The 18,045-nt window shown below is 73.6% G+C and carries 14 protein-coding genes; 12 read left to right on the top strand and 2 right to left on the bottom strand.

Annotated elements, in window-relative coordinates:
* The first annotated feature begins 202 nt into the window (after positions 1 to 202).
* From MOPEL_RS14545 to MOPEL_RS14510, 8 genes are all read left to right on the top strand, one after another.
* Entirely contained in the window at positions 203 to 1,219 is a 1,017-nt protein-coding gene (locus MOPEL_RS14545) for a LacI family DNA-binding transcriptional regulator (RefSeq protein WP_009483643.1), read from the top strand.
* Entirely contained in the window at positions 1,212 to 2,714 is a 1,503-nt protein-coding gene (locus MOPEL_RS14540; protein ID WP_009483642.1) for a sugar ABC transporter ATP-binding protein, read from the top strand. The genes MOPEL_RS14545 and MOPEL_RS14540 overlap by 8 nt, the downstream gene beginning before the upstream one ends.
* On the top strand, positions 2,704 to 3,726 hold the full coding sequence (locus MOPEL_RS14535) for an ABC transporter permease (RefSeq protein ID WP_009483641.1): 1,023 nt from the start codon (positions 2,704 to 2,706) through the stop codon (positions 3,724 to 3,726). Before MOPEL_RS14540 ends, MOPEL_RS14535 begins: the two co-directional genes overlap by 11 nt.
* 27 nt (positions 3,727 to 3,753) lie before the next feature.
* A complete protein-coding gene (locus MOPEL_RS14530; protein WP_009483640.1) occupies positions 3,754 to 4,716 on the top strand; it encodes a substrate-binding domain-containing protein in 963 nt (320 codons plus the stop codon).
* A gap of 11 nt (positions 4,717 to 4,727) precedes the next feature.
* Complete coding sequence (locus MOPEL_RS14525; RefSeq protein WP_051992348.1) at positions 4,728 to 5,699, top strand: ribokinase; 972 nt, start codon at positions 4,728 to 4,730, stop codon at positions 5,697 to 5,699.
* The gene (gene rbsD, locus MOPEL_RS14520) at positions 5,696 to 6,088 is read left to right on the top strand and encodes a D-ribose pyranase (RefSeq protein WP_009483638.1); all 393 of its coding nucleotides are present in this window, start codon (positions 5,696 to 5,698) and stop codon (positions 6,086 to 6,088) included. The genes MOPEL_RS14525 and rbsD overlap by 4 nt, the downstream gene beginning before the upstream one ends.
* Positions 6,089 to 6,208: 120 nt before the next feature.
* Positions 6,209 to 7,603, top strand: a complete 1,395-nt coding sequence (locus tag MOPEL_RS14515) for an MFS transporter (protein WP_009483637.1) — start codon at positions 6,209 to 6,211, stop codon at positions 7,601 to 7,603.
* A complete protein-coding gene (locus tag MOPEL_RS14510) occupies positions 7,600 to 9,036 on the top strand; it encodes an FAD-binding oxidoreductase (RefSeq protein WP_009483636.1) in 1,437 nt (478 codons plus the stop codon). Before MOPEL_RS14515 ends, MOPEL_RS14510 begins: the two co-directional genes overlap by 4 nt.
* A gap of 43 nt (positions 9,037 to 9,079) precedes the next feature.
* On the opposite strand, the gene MOPEL_RS14505 is transcribed toward MOPEL_RS14510, so the two are convergent.
* Entirely contained in the window at positions 9,080 to 9,733 is a 654-nt protein-coding gene (locus MOPEL_RS14505; RefSeq protein ID WP_169316331.1) for a thermonuclease family protein, read from the bottom strand.
* Between MOPEL_RS14505 and MOPEL_RS17885 the strand changes: the two genes are divergently transcribed.
* The 3 genes from MOPEL_RS17885 (at position 9,702) to MOPEL_RS14490 (ending at position 12,134) form a co-directional block, all read left to right on the top strand.
* Positions 9,702 to 10,097, top strand: a complete 396-nt coding sequence (locus tag MOPEL_RS17885; RefSeq protein ID WP_217994551.1) for a hypothetical protein — start codon at positions 9,702 to 9,704, stop codon at positions 10,095 to 10,097. The genes MOPEL_RS14505 and MOPEL_RS17885 overlap by 32 nt on opposite strands.
* A gap of 372 nt (positions 10,098 to 10,469) precedes the next feature.
* A complete protein-coding gene (locus tag MOPEL_RS14495) occupies positions 10,470 to 11,714 on the top strand; it encodes an NAD(P)/FAD-dependent oxidoreductase (protein ID WP_009483632.1) in 1,245 nt (414 codons plus the stop codon).
* Between the two features lie 63 nt (positions 11,715 to 11,777).
* Positions 11,778 to 12,134 (top strand): SpoIIAA family protein, encoded by a 357-nt coding sequence (locus tag MOPEL_RS14490; RefSeq protein WP_169316330.1) that lies wholly within the window; start codon positions 11,778 to 11,780, stop codon positions 12,132 to 12,134.
* Positions 12,135 to 12,272: 138 nt separating this feature from the next.
* Here MOPEL_RS14490 and MOPEL_RS14485 read toward each other — a convergent pair whose 3' ends face one another.
* Positions 12,273 to 13,829 carry an MFS transporter gene (locus MOPEL_RS14485; protein WP_009483630.1) on the bottom strand — a complete coding sequence of 519 codons (1,557 nt, stop codon included), beginning with the start codon at positions 13,827 to 13,829 and terminating at the stop codon, positions 12,273 to 12,275.
* A gap of 399 nt (positions 13,830 to 14,228) precedes the next feature.
* Here MOPEL_RS14485 and MOPEL_RS17880 point away from each other — a divergent pair, with 399 nt between their 5' ends.
* Positions 14,229 to 18,023: a PDDEXK-like endonuclease domain-containing protein gene (locus MOPEL_RS17880; protein ID WP_009483629.1), complete on the top strand. Its 3,795-nt coding sequence runs from the start codon at positions 14,229 to 14,231 to the stop codon at positions 18,021 to 18,023.
* Positions 18,024 to 18,045 lie beyond the last annotated feature (22 nt).

The raw sequence follows: 18,045 nt of genomic DNA, 5'->3' as shown, positions 1-18,045 counted from the left end.
CCCGCCGGCGGGGCGGGGAACACGACGAGGCCGACCCGGCGCCTGGCGCGCGGGTCGGCCGTCGTGCGGGATGCACCGTCGGCCCTGGGACGACCGCTAGTCGATCTCCTCGCACACGGGTGTTGACGGCGACCGACGCACGGGAGATGATCCATGCAATCGATTCCATGCAATCGATTGCAGTCACACGAAGGAGTGTGGGATGAGCGTCACGCTGCGCGACGTCGCCGAACTGGCGGGTGTGTCCGCCGCCACGGCCTCGCGCGCGCTCGATCCCACCGGATCGGCGTCCTCCGCCACCCGCGAACGGGTCGCCGACGCCGCCCGCCGCCTCGGCTACGTCGGCAATACCGCGGCGCGCAGCCTGCGCACGTGTCGCAGCGACACCATCGGCCTCCTCGTCCCCGACGTCCGCAACCCGTTCTTCACCGACCTCGCCTACGCCGTCGACAAGGCGGCCTCCGCAGCGGGCCTCACGGTGATGATCGGGAACGCCGACGAGGACGGCGCGGCGCAGGATCGCTACCTCGCCGCCCTCGAACGCCACCGCATCGACGGCCTCCTCGTCGTCCCGCAGGGAGGAGCGACCCCGGGGCTGCGACGTATCGTCGAGACCTTCCCCACCGTCGCCATCGATCGCGACGCCGGGCTCGGCGTGCCGGTCGTCGCCTCCGACTCGGAGGCGGGGATGCACGCACTCGTCGACCACGCCGTCGCCCTCGGCCACCGCCGGTTCGCGATCGTCGCCGGCCCGCAGTCGACGTCGACGGGGCGTGTCCGACTCGACGCCGCGCGCGAACGTCTGGCACACCACGACATCCGGTTGAGCGACGGCGACGTCATCGAAGGCGACTTCCGCCTCGAGAGCGGACTCGCCGCCGCTCGCAGGCTCCTCGACCACGACCCCGTGCCCGACCTCGTCGTCGCCGCCGACGCCCTCATGGCCCTGGGTGTCCTCGCCGTCATCCGCGAACGCGGCCTCCGACCCGGTGTCGACGTCGGCCTCGCCGCGTTCGACGACAACCCCTGGTTCCACGTGCTCGACACGCCCGTCACCGTCGTCGCCCAGGACACGACCGTGCTCGCCCGCCGCGCCCTCGACGCCCTGCTGCGCCGCATCGCCGGCGAGGACGTCGACGTCGCCCCGATCCCCACGACCTTGGTCGTCCGCCGGTCCCTCGGCGAGACCACCACAGTGAAGGAGAACGCTCATGAGTGACGTCCTGCTCCGCCTCGAGGGGGTGTCGAAGTCCTTCTCCGGGGTGCGTGCCGTGCACGACGTGAGCCTGGAGGTGCGGAAGGGCGAGGTGCACGTCCTCCTCGGGGAGAACGGCGCCGGCAAGTCCACCCTCATCAAGATGATCGCCGGGGTGCACGAGCCCGACGAGGGCCGTATCGTGCTCGACGGGCAGGAGGTGCGGATCCCCGACACCCGCGCCTCGGAGTCCCTCGGCATCGCGACGATCCACCAGGAGCTCAACCTCGTCCCCGGCCTGTCGGTGGCGGAGAACCTCACGCTCGGCCGCACCCCGAGCCGGTTCGGTCTCGTCGACCGCAAGGCGGCCCGCCGGTACGCGCAGGACGCCGTGGCCCGCATCGGCCTCGACATCGACGTCGACCGCCCGGTGTCGTCCCTCGGTGTGGCCCGCCAGCAGATGGTGGAGATCGCGAAGGCGCTTGCGATGGACGCCCGCATGCTCATCCTCGACGAGCCCACCGCCGCGCTCACCCGGTCGGAGACCGACGTCCTGTTCGGCGTGATCCGGGAGCTCCGCGAGGCGGGCGTCGCGATGGTCTTCATCAGCCACCACCTCGACGAGATCGAGGAGATCGGCGATCGCATCACCGTGCTCCGCGACGGCACCGCCGTCGAGACGGTCTCGGCCGGTGCGGGTGAGGCCGAGCTCGTGCGGCTCATGGTCGGCCGCACCATCGACGACCTGTACCCGCGCCGCCCGTCGGCGTGCGGGGAGCCCCTCCTCGAGGTCGAGGGGCTTACGAGGACGGGCGCGTTCGAGGACGTCGCCCTCACCGTGCGCGCAGGCGAGGTCGTCGGCCTCGCCGGGCTCATGGGTGCAGGCCGTACGGAGGTCCTGCGGGCCGTCGCCGGCGCCGACGCGTACGAGCACGGCACGATCCGCGTCCACGGACGCACACTGCCGAAGAAGGACGTCGCCGCGGCCGTCGCCGCCGGTGTCGGACTCGTCCCGGAGGACCGCAAGTCCGCCGGTCTCGTCCTCGGCGCCTCCGTCGAGGAGAACCTCGGTTACGCCACGCTGCGCCCCACCGGAAAGGGCGGCCTCGCCGACCTCAAGGGCCAGCGGCGTCGCAGCAACGAGGTCGCCGAGCGGCTCCGCATCCGCATGGCGTCGCTCGACCAGCCGGTCCGCGGCCTCTCCGGCGGCAACCAGCAGAAGGTCGTCTTCGGCCGCTGGGCCATGGCGGGCTCGGACGTCCTGCTCCTCGACGAGCCCACCCGCGGCGTCGACGTCGGCGCCAAGGTCGAGATCTACGAGCTCGTCAACCGTGTCACCGAGAAGGGTGGAGGTGTGCTCCTCGCGAGCAGCGACCTCCCCGAAGTCATCAGCATGAGCGACCGGGTGCTCGTCATGGCCCACGGTCGCATCGTCGGCGAGCTCACCGCCGAGGAAGCCACACAAGACGCGGTCATGTCGCTGGCCGTCAAGGAGGTCGAGTCGTCCCGTGCCCGCTGAGTCCGTCACCCCCGCCCGCAACGCCCCCGCAGAACGCTCCCGCACCCGGGACGAGAAGGACGTCCAGGCGCCCGCCCGCCCCAAGCGCACCTTCAAGGACTGGCTCGCCGACAACGGCGCGCTCGTCGGTCTGGTGCTCGTCTGCGTCGTCATGTTCATCGCGACGCCCGCGTTCCTCACGGTGCCGAACCTGCTCAACGTCGGCGTCCAGGCCGCCGTCGTCGCGATCCTCGCCTTCGGGATGACGTTCGTCATCATCACCGGCGGCATCGACCTCTCGGTCGGGTCGGTCGCGGCGCTGTCGTCGATCGCCGCCGGATGGCTCGTCGCCTCGGCGGGGCTGCCCGGGCCGGTCGCACTCCTCGCGGCGCCGCTCGTCGGGCTCCTCACCGGCCTCGTCTCCGGGGCGGCCATCGCCTACGGCAAACTCCCCGCCTTCATCGCGACGCTCGCGATGCTGTCGATCGCCCGCGGTCTCGCCCTCGTCATCTCGGGCGGCCGCCCCATCGACATGCCGGACGCCGTCTCCGCCCTCGGCGGCGACCTCGGTCCCGTGCCGGTGCCGATCCTCGTACTCCTCGTCGCGTGGGCCGTCACCGCGTTCGTCCTCAACCGCACCGTGTTCGGCCGGTCCCTCTACGCGATCGGCGGCAACGAGGAGGCCGCACGCCTCGCCGGCCTGCCGGTCAAGCGCAGCCTCGCCGCCGTCTACGCCCTGTCGGGTCTCTTCGCCGGCATCGCCGGCATGGTCCTCGCCGGCCGCCTCGCCTCGGCCCAGCCCCAGGCGGCCAGCGGGTACGAACTCGACGCCATCGCCGCCGTCGTCATCGGCGGCGCCAGCCTCGCCGGCGGATCCGGCAAGGCGACCGGCACCCTCATCGGCGCGCTCGTCCTCGCCGTCATCCGCAACGGCCTCAACCTGCTCAACGTCACCGCGTTCTGGCAGCAGGTCGTCATCGGCCTCGTCATCGCCGCCGCCGTCGGCATCGACGTGCTGCGTTCCCGTCGCTGACCACTCGTTCACACCAGGAGAGACACCATGCCCAGGATCACCCGCACCGTCACCACCGCCGTCGCCGTCTCCGCGCTCGCCCTGTCGATGAGCGCCTGCAACCGTGGCCCGTCCGACTCCGGCGCGCAGTCCGGCGCCACGGGCGGCGCGTCCGGCACGACGATCACCCTCGCCGTGTCGACGCTCAACAACCCGTTCTTCGTCGACCTGCGCGACGGCGCGCAGGAGGCCGCGAAGGAGGCCGGCGCGACGCTCGACGTCGTCGACGCGCAGAACGACGCCGCCACGCAGGCCAATCAGGTCGCCGACGCCGTCACCAAGCAGAGCTCGGTCGTCATCATCAACCCCGTCGACTCCGACGCCGCCGGCTCGGCCGTCAAGCCCGCCGTCGACGCGAAGATCCCCGTCGTCGCCGTCGACCGTGCCGTCAACGGCGCCGAGGTCGCGAGCCTCGTGAGCAGCGACAACGTGGAGGGCGGCACGCTCGCCGCCGAGGCCCTCGGCAAGGCCATGGGCGGCAAGGGCGACGTCATCATGCTCCAGGGCGTGCCCGGCACCTCCGCGAGCCGCGACCGTGGTAAGGGCTTCACGAACGGCGTCCAGGGCGCCGGGGTCAAGGTCGTCGCGCAGCAGCCGGCGAACTTCGACCGCACCCAGGGCCTCAACGTCGCGACGAACCTGCTCCAGGCCCACTCGGGCGTCACCGGTATCTTCGCCGAGAACGACGAGATGGCCCTCGGCGCCGTCCAGGCGCTCGGTTCGAAGGCCGGCAAGGACGTCAAGGTGTTCGGCTTCGACGGCACCGACGACGCGCTCAAGGCAGTGCAGGCGGGCACGATGGTCGGCACGATCGCCCAGCAGCCGAAGGAGCTCGGCAAGGTCGCCGTCCAGACGGCCGTCGAGGTCGCGGGCGGCGGGACCGTCGAGAAGGACATCCCGGTGCCGGTGAAGTCCGTCACCAAGGACAACGTCGCCGAGTACCTCAAGTGAGCGGTGCGGGCATGACCACCGCGACCACGAAGGCCGGCGGCGGCCGGGTCGTCGTCGTCGGGTCGATCAACGTCGACCTGTTCGCGCGGGTCGCCCGTCACCCCCTGCCCGGTGAGACCGTGCTCGGGGGCGACGGGTCGACCCGGCCCGGCGGCAAGGGCGCCAACCAGGCCGTCGCGGCCGCGCTCGCGGGCGCAGCCGTCGTCATGGTCGGATGCGTCGGCGACGACGCCCAGGCCGAGGTCGGGGTGTCGCTGCTGCGACGCGCGGGGGTGGATCTCACCCGCGTCCGCGAGGTCGCGGGCTCGCCCACCGGTCTCGCGCTCATCACCGTCTCCGACGCCGGCGAGAACTCGATCATCGTCATCTCCGGCGCGAACGCGAAGGTGGGGCACGACGACGTCGCCGACCTCGACCTCACCGCCGACGACGTCGTCGTCGTCCAGGGCGAGATCCCCGTCGACGTCGTCGACGCGACCGTCGCCGGCGCGCGCCGCGCGGGGGCCCGCGTCGTCGTCAACCTCGCGCCCGTCGTCGACCTCGACCCCGCGACCCTCCGGGCGGCCGACCCGCTCGTCGTCAACGAGCACGAGGCCCTCGCCGCGGCGCGGACCCTCGGCGCCGTCGCCGACGGACCCGACGGACCCGACGGACCCGACGCGGCGGCCCCCGTCGACACCGCCGCCGCGGCCCGCCTCGCCGAGGACCTCGTCGCCGTCGGCGTCGCCTCCGTCGTCATCACCCTCGGTGGCGCCGGAGCCGTCGTCGCCGCCCCCGACACCCTGTCGTTCACGTGCGACGGGGAGAAGGTCGACGTCGTCGACACCACCGGCGCCGGCGACTGCTTCGTCGGCACCCTCGCCGCCGAACTCGCCGCCGGTGGCGACCTGCGCTCCTCCGCCGAACGGGGCAACACCGCCGGGGCGAAGGCCGTCCAGGGCCGGGGCGCGCAGGAGTCCTACGACTGGGAGGAGAAGCCGTGAAACGTCGCGGCATCGTCCACGCCGAACTGTCCCGCCAGATCGCCCTCCTCGGCCACACCGACCGGGTCGTCGTCGGCGACATGGGGCTGCCGCTCCCGCGGTCCGTCCCCGTCGTCGACCTCGCGCTCCTCCCCGGCATCCCGCGGTTCATCGAGGTCCTCGACGCGCTCCTCGACGAGATCGTCGTCGAGTCCCACACCGTCGCCCGCGAGTCCCTCGACGGGCAGGCGGGCCGGTGGTTCGACGCCCGCGCCGACCGCCTCGGCACCCGTGCCGAGGTGACCCACGACGAGCTCAAGCGGATGACCGCGAGCGCCGCGTTCGCCGTGCGCACGGGGGAGGCGACGCCGTACTCGAACGTCGTCCTCCACTGCGGTGTGCCCTTCTGACGCGACCCTCCCGTCCGGCGCACCGGCCGGAAGCACACCGAATCGCCCGCGGACGCTCGCCCCGTCCGGGGGCGATTCGTGCGTACATTGCACGGATCCCATACCGCTGCAAGGAGAACGATGAGTGCTGCCCCGGCCGGAACGTCACCGCCTCAGACCGACCTCGAACGCCGCACGATGCGCAAGGTCACGACACGTCTCGTGCCCTTCCTCATCGCGCTGTACTTCGTCAACTACCTCGACCGCACGAACGTCGGGTTCGCGGGCCCCAACGGCATGAACAAGGAGCTGGGGCTCAGCGCGACGATGTTCGGGCTCGCCTCCGGTCTGTTCTTCGCCGGGTACCTCCTGCTCGAGGTGCCGAGCAACCTCGCGCTCCACAAGGTCGGGGCGCGTCGGTGGCTCGCCCGCATCATCTTCACGTGGGGCGTCCTCGCCTCGCTCATGGCGTTCGTGCCGAACGCGACGTGGCTGCTCGTCGTGCGGTTCCTCCTCGGCGTCGCCGAGGCCGGGTTCTTCCCCGGCATCATCCTGTACCTGACCTACTGGTTCCCCAAGCGGCTGCGGGCGCGGGCGACGGCGCTGTTCCTCCTCGCCGTGCCCCTCTCGACCGTCGTCGGCGCACCGTTCTCGGCGTGGCTCATCGGCCTCGGCGACACGCACGCCGCGGGCCTGGCGGGCTGGCGGTTCATGTTCTTCGTCGAGGGGCTCCCCGCCGTCCTCCTCGGCATCATCTGCTGGTTCTACCTCACCGACCGCCCCGAGCAGGCGCGCTGGCTCGCCCCCGAGGAGCGCGACTGGCTCGTCGCCGAGATGGACGCCGAGCACGGACGCACCGCCGCCCGCTACCACTACCCCCTGCGTCGCGCGCTCGTGCAGCCGCGCATCTGGGCGCTCGCGTTCGTGTACTTCGGCGCCGCCTACGGCCTGTACGCGTTGAGCTTCTTCCTCCCGACGATCATCGCCGGGTTCTCCGAGACGTTCGACACGACGTTCACGCTCATGCAGATCGGCCTCATCACGGCGGTGCCCTTCGCGTTCGGTGCGGTCGCGATGGTCCTGTGGTCGCACCACGGCGACCGCACGGGCGAGCGTGTGTGGCACGTCGCGATCCCGCTGTTCATCGGCGGCGTGACGATCCCCGGGGCGCTCTACCTCGACTCGCCGTTCACGACGATGGCGGCGATCACCCTGTGCTGCATGTGCATCTGTTCGGCGCTGCCGACGTTCTGGCCGCTGCCGACGACGTTCCTCTCCGGCGCGGCGGCCGCGGGAGGCATCGCGCTCATCAACACGATCGGCAACGCGAGCGGGTTCGTCGCGCCGTACATCACGGGCTGGCTCAAGGACCTCACCGGCACCCAGAACGCCGGGATGTGGGTCGTCGGCGTCGTCATGGTGCTAGCCGGGTTCACGGTCGTCGCGCTCAAGGCCGCGCCCGCCCCCGACGACGACAGCGTCGCCGAACACGCCGAACCCGAGATCGACTGGCACGACGAAGTGAGGCCCGCATGACGACTCCTCCCACCACCGACCCCGCGACGACCCACGACCTCGTCGAGCGCGAACTCGCCCCGGAGCTCTCCGAGGGTGCGCTCGCCCTCGACGCCGACGTCGTCCGCAGCTACTCGGCCGACTGGGCGCTGTTCTGCCCGGCCGACGGTGCCGTCGCCCTCGTCCGCGCGACGTGCGTCGAGGACGTCCAGGCGACGCTGCGGTTCGCCTCGCGTCACGGCGTCCCCGTCGTGCCCCAGGGCGCCCGGTCGGGCATCTCCGGCGGCGCGAACGCCGTGCCCGGCTGTCTCCTCCTCTCGGTCGAGCGGATGAACCGCATCCTCGACATCGACGTGGGCGAGCGCACCGTCACCGTCGAGCCCGGGATCATCAACCAGGAGCTCAAGAACGCGCTCGTCCCGCACGGACTCTCCTACCCGCCCGACCCCGGCTCGGTCGCGTTGTCCTCCATCGGTGGCAACGTCGCGACGAACGCCGGCGGCCTCTGCTGCGTCAAGTACGGCGTCACCCGCGACTACGTGCGCAAGCTCGTCGTCGTCCTCGCCGACGGCACCCTCGCGACGCTCGGCACGGCCACGGCGAAGGGCGTCGCCGGGCTCGACCTGCGCGGCCTGTTCGTCGGGTCGGAGGGCACGCTCGGCGTCGTCGTCGAGATCACCCTGCGTCTGGTGCCCCTGCTGCCGCCGCCGCTCACGGCCGTCGCGACGTTCCCCGACGAACGTGCCGCGGCCGCGACCGTCTCGCAGTTCATGGCGGGCGGCGCGCAGCCCTCGATGCTCGAGTCGCTCGACCGCACGACGCTGCGGCTCCTCAACGAGTTCGGCGACTTCGGCCTCGACGACCAGGCGGGCGCGATGCTCCTCATGCAGTCCGACGGCGCCGGTCACGCCCCGGCCGCCCTCGCCGAGGTGGAGGCGTTCACCGCCGCGGCGGAGGCGAACGGCGCCCTCGACGTCGGGTTCAGCGACGACGCCGCCGACAGCGACGCCCTCGTCGCCGCCCGCCGCATGGCGCAGCCCGCGTACGAACGCCACGCGCAGGCCCACGGCGGCGGACAGCTCCTCGACGACGTCTGCCTGCCGCGCACGCGCATGCCGGAGTTCTACGACGAACTCGACCGCATCCGTGCCGCGTCGGGCCTCACCATCGCGGTCGTCGCGCACGCGGGCGACGGGAACATCCACCCGTCGGTGTTCTTCGACGCGTCCGACCAGGCCGCGGTCGACTGCGCCGAGGCGGCGTTCGACGAGATCATGCAGCTCGGGCTCGGGCTCGGCGGCACGATCACCGGCGAGCACGGCGTCGGCTACCTCAAGCGCCACTGGCTCACCAAGGAGCTCGACGACGGCGCGAAGGCGCTCCACCGGGCCGTCAAGGGCGCCCTCGACCCGCAGGGGATCCTCAACCCCGGCAAGATGTTCGACGGCCTCTGAGCCCGCCCGGTCATTCCGCTCCGGGCCGAGGCGGGAGGACCCGTCAGTCGCGCGCGGCGCGCCACCCGGCGGCGCGGGCCTCGCTCTCGCTGCAGAACATCCGCTCGCCGCGTGAGGTGTCGATCGTCGTGCGCGCGTAGGAGCGGCCACCGGGCACGTGGTAGATCTTCTCGCCGCGCCGGTTGATGTTGCCCTTGATGTCGCACGAGCCACCGGCGGGACGGTCCCCCTTCGGGGCGTCGGCCGGGCGCCGGGACGTCGTCGACGGTGTCGGACGGGCCGACGTCGAGGGCCCCCGCCGCGGGGACGCCGGGCACGCCCCCCACAACCCCGCGTGCGACTTCTGCGCCGCGGCCTCGGCCGCGCGGTACTCCGCCTGCCCCTCGTAGGCGCGGCGGTACGTGTACTCACGGGCGAACCCCTCCTCGAGGAGCACCTTCGCCGCGGACCGGCCGTCGGCGAGACGCACGTGTCGCAGGAGGCGGCCGTAGCGGTCGCGGTCGCCCTGCGGCGGATCCGTCACGAGCTGCACCTCGCGGCTCTGCACGAGCGACTGCATCCGGCTCGCCGCCTGCCGCGCGTAGCACTCGTCGCCGCGCAGCTCGGGGGTGTCGATGCCGATGACCCGCACCCGCTCCTTCTGCCCGCCGAGACGCACGGTGACGGTGTCGCCGTCGACGACGCCCGCGACGGGCACGAGCACCGTCCCCGATGCCCCCGTCCCCGCCGCGGACGAGGAGGACGCCGGTGCGTCCGGCGTCGACGAGGTCGTGCCCGGTGTGCCGGACGAGCCGGGATCCGTCGAGGTGGACGTCTCGGCCGATGAGGACGACGCCGTCGGTGAGGACGTCGTGGGTGAAGCCGACGCCGTCGTGGTCGAGGTCGTCGACGCAGTCGTCGGCGCCGGGGTGGGGGCACCCCCGCATCCCCCGAGCAGGACGGCACCCACGAGCAGCGCGGCCCCGCGCATCGGAGCACGACGACGGACGATCCTCACGACTTCCCCTCCTCCGGGGCGTGTGCCCCACGACGTCCGGTCGGCGACGACCGCGTCCTCCTGAGCCGCCACGGAGGCGACCGCCTGGGGCCCGGGTCACCGGGCGGGGCGATCCGGACGAAGTCCTCACCCTCACCGGCCCCGGCACCATACCCAGACGCTCCCATGCTCACCGACACCCGTACGGGCCGAATCCCCTTCGGCACGTGCGGCATCGACGACTCTCCTGCGTCGCCCCCCCTGGCCACCACCCCGGTGGCGACGACCCCTGAAGGATGACGACCCCTGAAGGATCTCGATGAGCACCCGCTTCACGCGCGCCGTGTTCGTCGCGCTCACCGCGACCCCCCTCGCCGGTGCGACCATGCCCACCCCCACCACGCCGGCCTCGGCGCGAAATCGCGTAGAGGCGCCAGCGTTCGGGTAATGCTGGCCCATGCGCACCTTCGAACTCCTCGTCATCGGCAGCGGACCGGCCGGCATCCAGGCCGCCGCCTCCTACGCGGAGGCCGGTGGGCCCGGCCCCGTCGCGATCGTCTCCGCCGACGTCGACGAGCCGTACATGCGGCCGCCGCTGTCGAAGGACTCCCTCGCCGGGGGTCCGCCCGTCGAACCGACGCCGATCGGCCCGGCGGTGCCGAAGGACGCCGAACTCCTCCTCGGCAGGAACGTCACCGCGATCGACCTCGAGAAGCGCACCGTCACCGCCGGGGACGAGACCCTCGGTTTCCGTCGCCTGGTCGTCGCGACCGGCGCGGTGCCGACGCCGTTCCCCGAGGCCGACGCCGACGCGGAGATCCACCTCCTGCGTTCCCTCGAGGACGCCCGCTGCCTCACCGCGGCCGCCAAGCGGTCGACGAGCGCCGTCGTCATCGGCTCCGGGTTCATCGGCTGCGAGGCCGCCGCGTCGCTCGGGTCGCGCGGCGTCGACGTCACGCTCGTCACCCCCGAGGACGGCCCCCAGACGACCCGGCTCGGCGACCACGCCTCCCGACAGATCACGTCCTGGCTCACCGACCTCGGCGTCGAGATCCGCACCGGCGTGCAGGTGACGCACGTCGACGCGCCCCGCACCGTCCACCTCGACGACGGCACGACGCTCGCGCCCGACATGATCCTCTCCGCGATCGGCATGCAGCCGGCCGCCGGTGACCTCGGCGACCCGGCCGGTCTCCAGACGTACGACGGCCGCCTCGTCGCCGACGAACGCCTCTCCGTCGCACCGGGAGTGTGGGTGGCGGGCGACTCCGCCCGCGGCCTCAACGTCACCGCGGGCCGTTCCCTCGACGTCGAGCACTGGGGCGACGCCCTCGCCATGGGCGACCTCGTCGGCCGCAACGCCGCCGCCACCGACGGCTCCGGCGAGGAGACCGGCGACGGCTGGCAGCCGTGGTCGGACGTGCCCGGCTTCTTCAGCGAGATCGGCGAGCACACCCTGCAGTACGCGGCGTGGGGCGACGGCCACGAGCGCGCCGAGGTCGTCGAACGCACCGGCGGGTTCACCGTCTGGTACGCCGACGCGGACGACGTCGTCGTCGGGGTCCTCACCTACAACGCCGACGACGACTACGAGCGCGGCAGCGGCCTCGTCGCCCAGAAGGCCACGCTCACCGAGGCCCTCAGCGGCGCCCGACCCGACGAGGACGACCCCGAGGGCGACTCGGGCGACGGCGACGCCTGACCGGGCCCTTCACCGGCCGACTCCTGCCGCGAGCCCCCACCCGCACCGACGGAGGACACCATGGTGACGACGCAGATCGAACCGGGGACGAACGTCGTGACGATCGAGGTCGGCGGTGATCTCGGCGCCGACGAGATGGCGGCGTGCCGCCGCACCCTCGAGGAGGTGGAGGCCGAGCACGGCTCGTTGCGGCTCCTCGCGCGCTACGGCGACGTCGACCTCACCCGCATCGCCCCGCGCGCCTACCTCGAGGACCTCGAGAACGTGCCTCTCGTGCGGCACGTCGAGCGGTGCGCGATCGTCGCCCACCAGCGGTGGGTGCGTGCGGTCTCCGAGCTCGGCGGGCGGATCGTGCCGGGCGAGCTGCGCACCTTCGACCGGGGCGAGACCGACGCCGCGCGGGCGTGGCTCCTGTCCTGACCGCCCGGCCGGCGCCGACCACCTGGCGTGGCGCCGCCACCCCGAGGACGAACGACCGCCGCCCCACCCGGGCCCCGCGGCGAGCGGGAAGGGTGGGGCGGCGGCCGTGTGCCGGTGCAGATCAGGCGCCGGTACAGATCAGGCGTCGGTGCGGGAGTCGCCGTTCGCGTCGGCGAGGGCCGCGGTGGCGGCGTCGTGCTCCTCGAAGGGGAGATCGGCGACGTCGAGGCGCGGGTTGGCCTCCTGCGTGTCGACGAGGTCTTGTGCCTCCTCGCTCGACCCGACCGTGGGCATCGACCCCGGCAGGGGACGTCCGGCGCTCTCCTTCATCGTGAGCAACGCGATGCCGCCGAACACGGCGAACGCGATCGTGTAGAACGCGGGCGCGATCGTGATGCCGGTGACCTTGACGAGCAGCTCGCCGATCATCGGGGCGGTGCCGCCGAAGAGGGAGACGGAGATGTTGTAGGCGATCGCCATCGCGCCGTATCGCGACGCCGTCGGGAACAGCGCGGGCAGCGCGGAGGCGGAGATCGCGACGTAGAACGTCACCGAGAACGCGAGCATGAGCATCGAGACCCAGACGAGCGACGGGTTCGCCATCATGAGGTACGCCGGGACGGTGAGGACGATCGTCGACACGATGGCCACCGCGTAGACGGGCTTGCGGCCGATGCGGTCCGACAGCTTGCCGACGAACGGCACGGCGATCGACAACGCGACGAGTGCGGGGATCGTCGCGAGCGAGGCCTGCAGGCCGGTGTAGCCGTGGTTCGCCTCGAGGTAGGACGGCATGTAGGACGTGAGGGAGTACCCGGCGGTGTTCGTCGCGCCGACGAGCGCGACCGCGATGAGGATCGGGCGCCAGTGGTGCCGCAGGAGGCCACCGAGGCCGAGGGGCTGCGCGGCGTCCGCGGTGGTCGAGGTGCCGGTGGGGGCATCCGAGGAGGCCGCAGCGGTGGCGTCGGAGAGGGCCTTCGTCTTCTCGAACGCGGGTGACTCCTCGATGCGGAGCCGGAAGAACATCGCGATGGCGCCCAGCGGGAGGGCGAGGAGGAACGGCACGCGCCATCCCCACGCGAGCATCGTCTCCTGCCCGAGGGTGACCTGACAGACCGCGACGGTCGCGGCGCCGACGGCGAAGCCGAGGTAGGAGCCGGTGTCGAGGATGCTCGCGAGGAACCCGCGACGGTTGTCGGGGGCGTACTCGGAGACGAACGTCGTCGCGCCCGCGTACTCGCCGCCGGTGGAGAAGCCCTGGACGACGCGACACAGGATGAGCCCGACGAGCGCCCAGTTGCCCACCTGCGCGCTCGTCGGCAGCAGACCGATGGCGCCGGTCGCGAGCGACATCATGATCATCGTGAGCGCGAGGGTCTTCTGGCGGCCGATGCGGTCACCGAGGGGGCCGAGGACGAGCCCGCCGATGGGCCGCACGAGGAAGCTCACCGCGAATCCGGCGAGGACGACGAGCAGCTGCCACTGCTGCGGCACGTCGGGCACGAAGACGGTCGTCATCGTGGCGGTGAGGTAGCCGTAGATGCCGAAGTCGTACCACTCCATGCCGTTGCCGACGACGGCCCCGGCGATGGCCGTCCGCATCGGCTTGCGGTCGACGACGGTGACGTGGTCGACCTCGAGCCGCCGCCCCCTCCCCCGGGGGTGTCGCGTGGATCCTGTGCGTTCGTCCGGCATGCATCCTCCTGGGACCGACCGTGAGAGGCCGCGCCGACCCGCACGGATCGGCCCGGCGGTGGACGACCGGCCACGAAACCGCACGCGTGGGCGGCTTGTCCAACCGCCTGCGGACCTCGGCCCGCACCGACGAGCCCACGTGGGGGCCCGTCGCCGCCGTCGCACGCGGGGGGTCGGCGCGGGAGGCGACCCGTCGTCGACGTGTGGACAACCGTCCAAGATGTGGTCAGCGGCGGACGCAGAGGCGTCGGAGTCGCCCCGTCCCCGATCACCGCACCGCAGCGCGCCGGCCCGCCACCGCACACGAGACGTGCGCGAGGTCCGCGCCCCCGGTGCCGCCCACCGGGTTGAACGTTCGTCGGGCCTCATACCCCAGCGCCACAGGCCGATTCGACATCCGTGGACACCGACAGGCCGGGCACGAGCCGCGCGTTCCGGTTCCTCGCCCGCGCCGCGCACCTCACCCCGGCGGCGGCGTGGGACCTCGCCGACGAACCCCTCCTCGTCGGCGACGTGTTCCCCCTCACCACCCCACCCCCGCCTCCGGCGACGCCGCGGCCGCCCGTGCCCGAACTCCTCCTCCCGTGGGTCTCCGGCGACGTCGACCGGCCCGGCGCCCGCATCCGGCTCCGCGCGAAGGCCGACGGGCGGCACCTCCGGGACGTACCGGCGGTCCGCCCCACCTTCCACGACTGGCACGAGAAATGGCTCGCGTGGAGCGACCGCGAGACCGAGGACCGTCCCGCCCGCGCCCGCCACGACCTCCTCCTCCGGGCTGCCGAACTCGCCCGCCACGACCGACACGACCTCCTCCTCGGCGTCGGGCTCCTCACGACGACCGACACCGATGCCGAGGGCCGCATCGGTGGCGGCCCGCGCACGCTGCGACGCCACCTCCTCACCGCCCCGGTCGTCGTCGACGTCGGCCCCGACGGGCACGTCCGCGTCGCCGTCGACGCCTACGCGCGCGGCCTCACCCTCGACCTCCGCGGCGTCCCGGCCGCCCACCGCCCCGCCCGCGGCATCGCCGACGACCTCCACGCCGCCGCCCGCGGACTCGAGGGTTCCCCCCTCGACGAGGAGGCCGTCGCGCCCCTCCTCGCCCGGATCCGCGCCGCGCTCCCCACCCCGCCGAGCACAGCCGCGCCGGACCTCGCGTGGGCGCCCACCCTGCTCGTCCGCCGACGCGGCACGGTCGACCCCGAGCCGTACCGCCGCCTCGCCGACCGCCTCGAGGCCACCCCCGCCTCCCTCACGCACGTCCCCACACCCACACCCGACCCCCGACCCGGCGCCGGGCCGGAGGCGCCCGACGACCTCACGACGGTCGCCGACCTCACCGGCCCCGAAGGGGAGGCGCTCCATCACGCCGTCCATCACGCCGAGACGGTGATCGACACGACCGGCATCGACCCGACGCCCCTCGCCGCCGCCCTCGTCGCCCACGAGCTGCGGGAGGGGCGCCGGGTCCTCGTCACCGGCGGCGCGACGGCGACCCTGCGCGCCGTCCACGCCCACCTCCCCCTCGACCTGCGGCCCCTCGCCGTCACCGTGCCCGACGTCGCCGCGACCGACGACGACCTCACGAACGCCGTCGAGACCATCACCCGACGGTTCACCGACCTCGACCGCGACGCCGTCGACCGGGACCTCGCCGCCTCCGGCCGCACGCTCCGGCTCCTCCGCGACGAACGCCGCCGCCTCCTCGACCAGGCCGAGACGAGCCGGGAGGCCGAGACCCTCGTCCGCACGCACGGCGGCCACACCGCCCCGCTCGCCGAGCTCGTTCGACGTCACCACGACGCCGCTGCCGAGGACGGCTGGCTCGCCGACCTCGTCGACGCCCCCACCGACGGCCCGTGTCCCGTCGACGCCGACGACCTCCGCGCCGCCCTCGACCTCGCCGGGGACGAGGCGCTCGCCCGTCTCGCCCGCGGCTTCCACGGCCGCCGCCACGACCTCGCCCGGCTACCCGACCCCGCCGAGTTCGCCCGTCTCGTCGCCCGGTTCGACGAGGACGCCCACGACGCCGCCGGCCGGGCGCGGTACGCCGACGACCCCGCCGTCCGACGACTCTCCTCGGCGAGCACGGAGGACCGAGCCCGGCTCGTCACGCTCCTCGGCGACCTCGCGGACGACCTGTGTGCCGCCGCCGACTTCCCGGGCGAGTGGATGGAGGGCGCGATCCGCGACCTGCGCTCCGCGACGCCGCAGGAGTGGCACCGGGCCGCCACCGTGATCGGCGACCTCGTCGCGACGGCGACCGAGAAGGTCGGCGCCGTGGGCCGCGACGTCGACGTCGTCGAAGCCCTCGACCACCCCGCGCCCCGCGCCCGCTACCTTCGCGACCACCTCCGTGAGGTCGGCCCGCTCCCCGTCGACCGGCACGGCATCCCGCTCGGCGGCATCGACCTCCCCGACCACGTCCGCGCCGCCGACCCGCTGTTCCGGTTCGTCCGCGTCGACGGGCGTCCCCCGACCCGCCTCGAGGACGTCGAGGCGTTCCTCCGCCACCTCGACGCCGAGCGCGCCCTCGACGAGCTGGACGCGGCGTGGCCGGCGTCGACCGTCGTCCCCGAGCAGGACTCGCTCACCGCCCGACTCGACTGCCACCGCACTCTGTGGATGCAGTTCGACCGCATCGTCGCACTGCCCACCCGCCTCGCCGCGGTGACCGACCACCTCGCCACCCTCGGCGTCCCCCTGCCCGACTGGGCCGACGACGACGCCGGCGGCGACCTCCTCGCCCGCCTCGCCGCCGCGGACGACGTGGCCGCGACGACGGCGCACGCGGCGCCGCTCACGCACCTCGTCATCCGGCTCCGCGACGAGCTCGCCGACGGCGGGGCCGCCGACGCGGCGCGCCGTCTCCACGACGCCGTCCTCGCCCTCGACCCCGGCGGCTACGCCCACGCGTGGGAGGAACTCGCCGAGCTCGACCGCCGACACGACGACCTCGCCCGCCGTGCCGCCGTCGTCCCTCGCCTGCGGGTCGCGGCGCCGCGCCTGCTCGACGCCCTCGACAGCGCGCCCCGCGCCTGGTGGGAGGCCCGCCTGCCCCGCCTCGAGGAGGCATGGCGGTGGGCATGCACCCGGACGTGGCTCGACGAGCAGCGCCGGGACGACCCGACGGCGTTCCCGAGCGAACTGGCCCGTCTCGACCGCGAGATCCGCGACGCCGCCGAGCTGGGGACACGTCTCGCCGCGTGGCGTCACGCCGTACGGGCCGACCGCCTCACCCCCGCGACGCGCATGGCGCTCACCCTCCACACGTACCTGCATCGGCGCCTCGCCGGGGCGGGCGGATCACCCCGCCAGTACCGGGAACTCGCCCGCATCCGCCGACGCTGCCGTGCCGCCGTCCCCGCCTGGCTCGTGACGGCCCACCGCGTCCCCGACCTCTTCCTCGACGACCCCGCCGACCGGCCCGTCGTCGACACCGTCGTCGTCCTCGACGCCGCGGCCCTCGACCTCGGAGCGACGTTCCTCCGCGCGGTCGGGCCGCGCATCGTCCTCCTCGGCGCACCCACGCCGGTGACACCGGCCACGGCCGGGGCGGCGGACACGAACCACGCCGACGCCTGGGACGACGCCTCCCGCGGCCACGCGACGGACGACCCGGCGGCGCGGGACCTGACGACGCGCCGTACGCGCCTCGCCGAGCGGTACCTCGGTACGGAGCGGGCCGGGACGTGGGGTGATCCGACGACGTCGTTGTTCACCGAGGCGGTGCGACGTCGCGGGATCGACGTACGGCTGCGCCCGGAGGAGGACGGCGGCGACGAGCCGCCCGCTCCCACCTCGACGGCGTCACGACTCGCGGCCGTCCTCGCGAGCCGGGGCTACGACGTGCGCACCGGGGCCCTCGTCGAGGGTCGACATCTCGACCTCGTCGTCACCGACCCGGAGCGACCGAGCGCGCGCCTCGCGATCGTCTGCGAGACGTCGACGTGGGACGGGCCGGAGGACCACCGCCGCGGCCTCGAGCACCAGTGCCGGATCGAACGCCACGGGTGGACGGTGCACCGGATGCGCGAGTCCGAGCTCGAGATCGACCCCGCCCGCGCCTTCGCGGCGCTCCGCCGCGTCCTCCTCGACCAGGGTCTGCACCCCCGCGACGACCGGGAGGCGCCGGGCGCGCCCGACTCGCCCGCACCCGCCACGACGCACCACGCGGCGGCACGCGCCTCCTGAGGCACGGCCGCCGCGTGGGCGC

The sequence above is a fragment of the Mobilicoccus pelagius NBRC 104925 genome (assembly GCF_000247995.1).
GTDB classification, from domain to species: domain Bacteria; phylum Actinomycetota; class Actinomycetes; order Actinomycetales; family Dermatophilaceae; genus Mobilicoccus; species Mobilicoccus pelagius.
This window is presented reverse-complemented; position numbering and strand designations above follow the sequence as displayed.

What these genes read in the sequence shown, in the direction of transcription:
- MOPEL_RS14515 (WP_009483637.1), top strand. Translation starts at nt 6,209, where the DNA reads ATGAGTGCTGCCCCGGCCGGAACGTCACCGCCTCAGACCGACCTCGAA.
- MOPEL_RS14510 (WP_009483636.1), top strand. Translation starts at nt 7,600, where the DNA reads ATGACGACTCCTCCCACCACCGACCCCGCGACGACCCACGACCTCGTC.
- MOPEL_RS14495 (WP_009483632.1), top strand. Translation starts at nt 10,470, where the DNA reads ATGCGCACCTTCGAACTCCTCGTCATCGGCAGCGGACCGGCCGGCATC.
- MOPEL_RS14530 (WP_009483640.1), top strand. Translation starts at nt 3,754, where the DNA reads ATGCCCAGGATCACCCGCACCGTCACCACCGCCGTCGCCGTCTCCGCG.
- MOPEL_RS14485 (WP_009483630.1), bottom strand. Translation starts at nt 13,829, where the DNA reads ATGCCGGACGAACGCACAGGATCCACGCGACACCCCCGGGGGAGGGGG.
- MOPEL_RS14525 (WP_051992348.1), top strand. Translation starts at nt 4,728, where the DNA reads ATGACCACCGCGACCACGAAGGCCGGCGGCGGCCGGGTCGTCGTCGTC.
- MOPEL_RS14540 (WP_009483642.1), top strand. Translation starts at nt 1,212, where the DNA reads ATGAGTGACGTCCTGCTCCGCCTCGAGGGGGTGTCGAAGTCCTTCTCC.
- MOPEL_RS14545 (WP_009483643.1), top strand. Translation starts at nt 203, where the DNA reads ATGAGCGTCACGCTGCGCGACGTCGCCGAACTGGCGGGTGTGTCCGCC.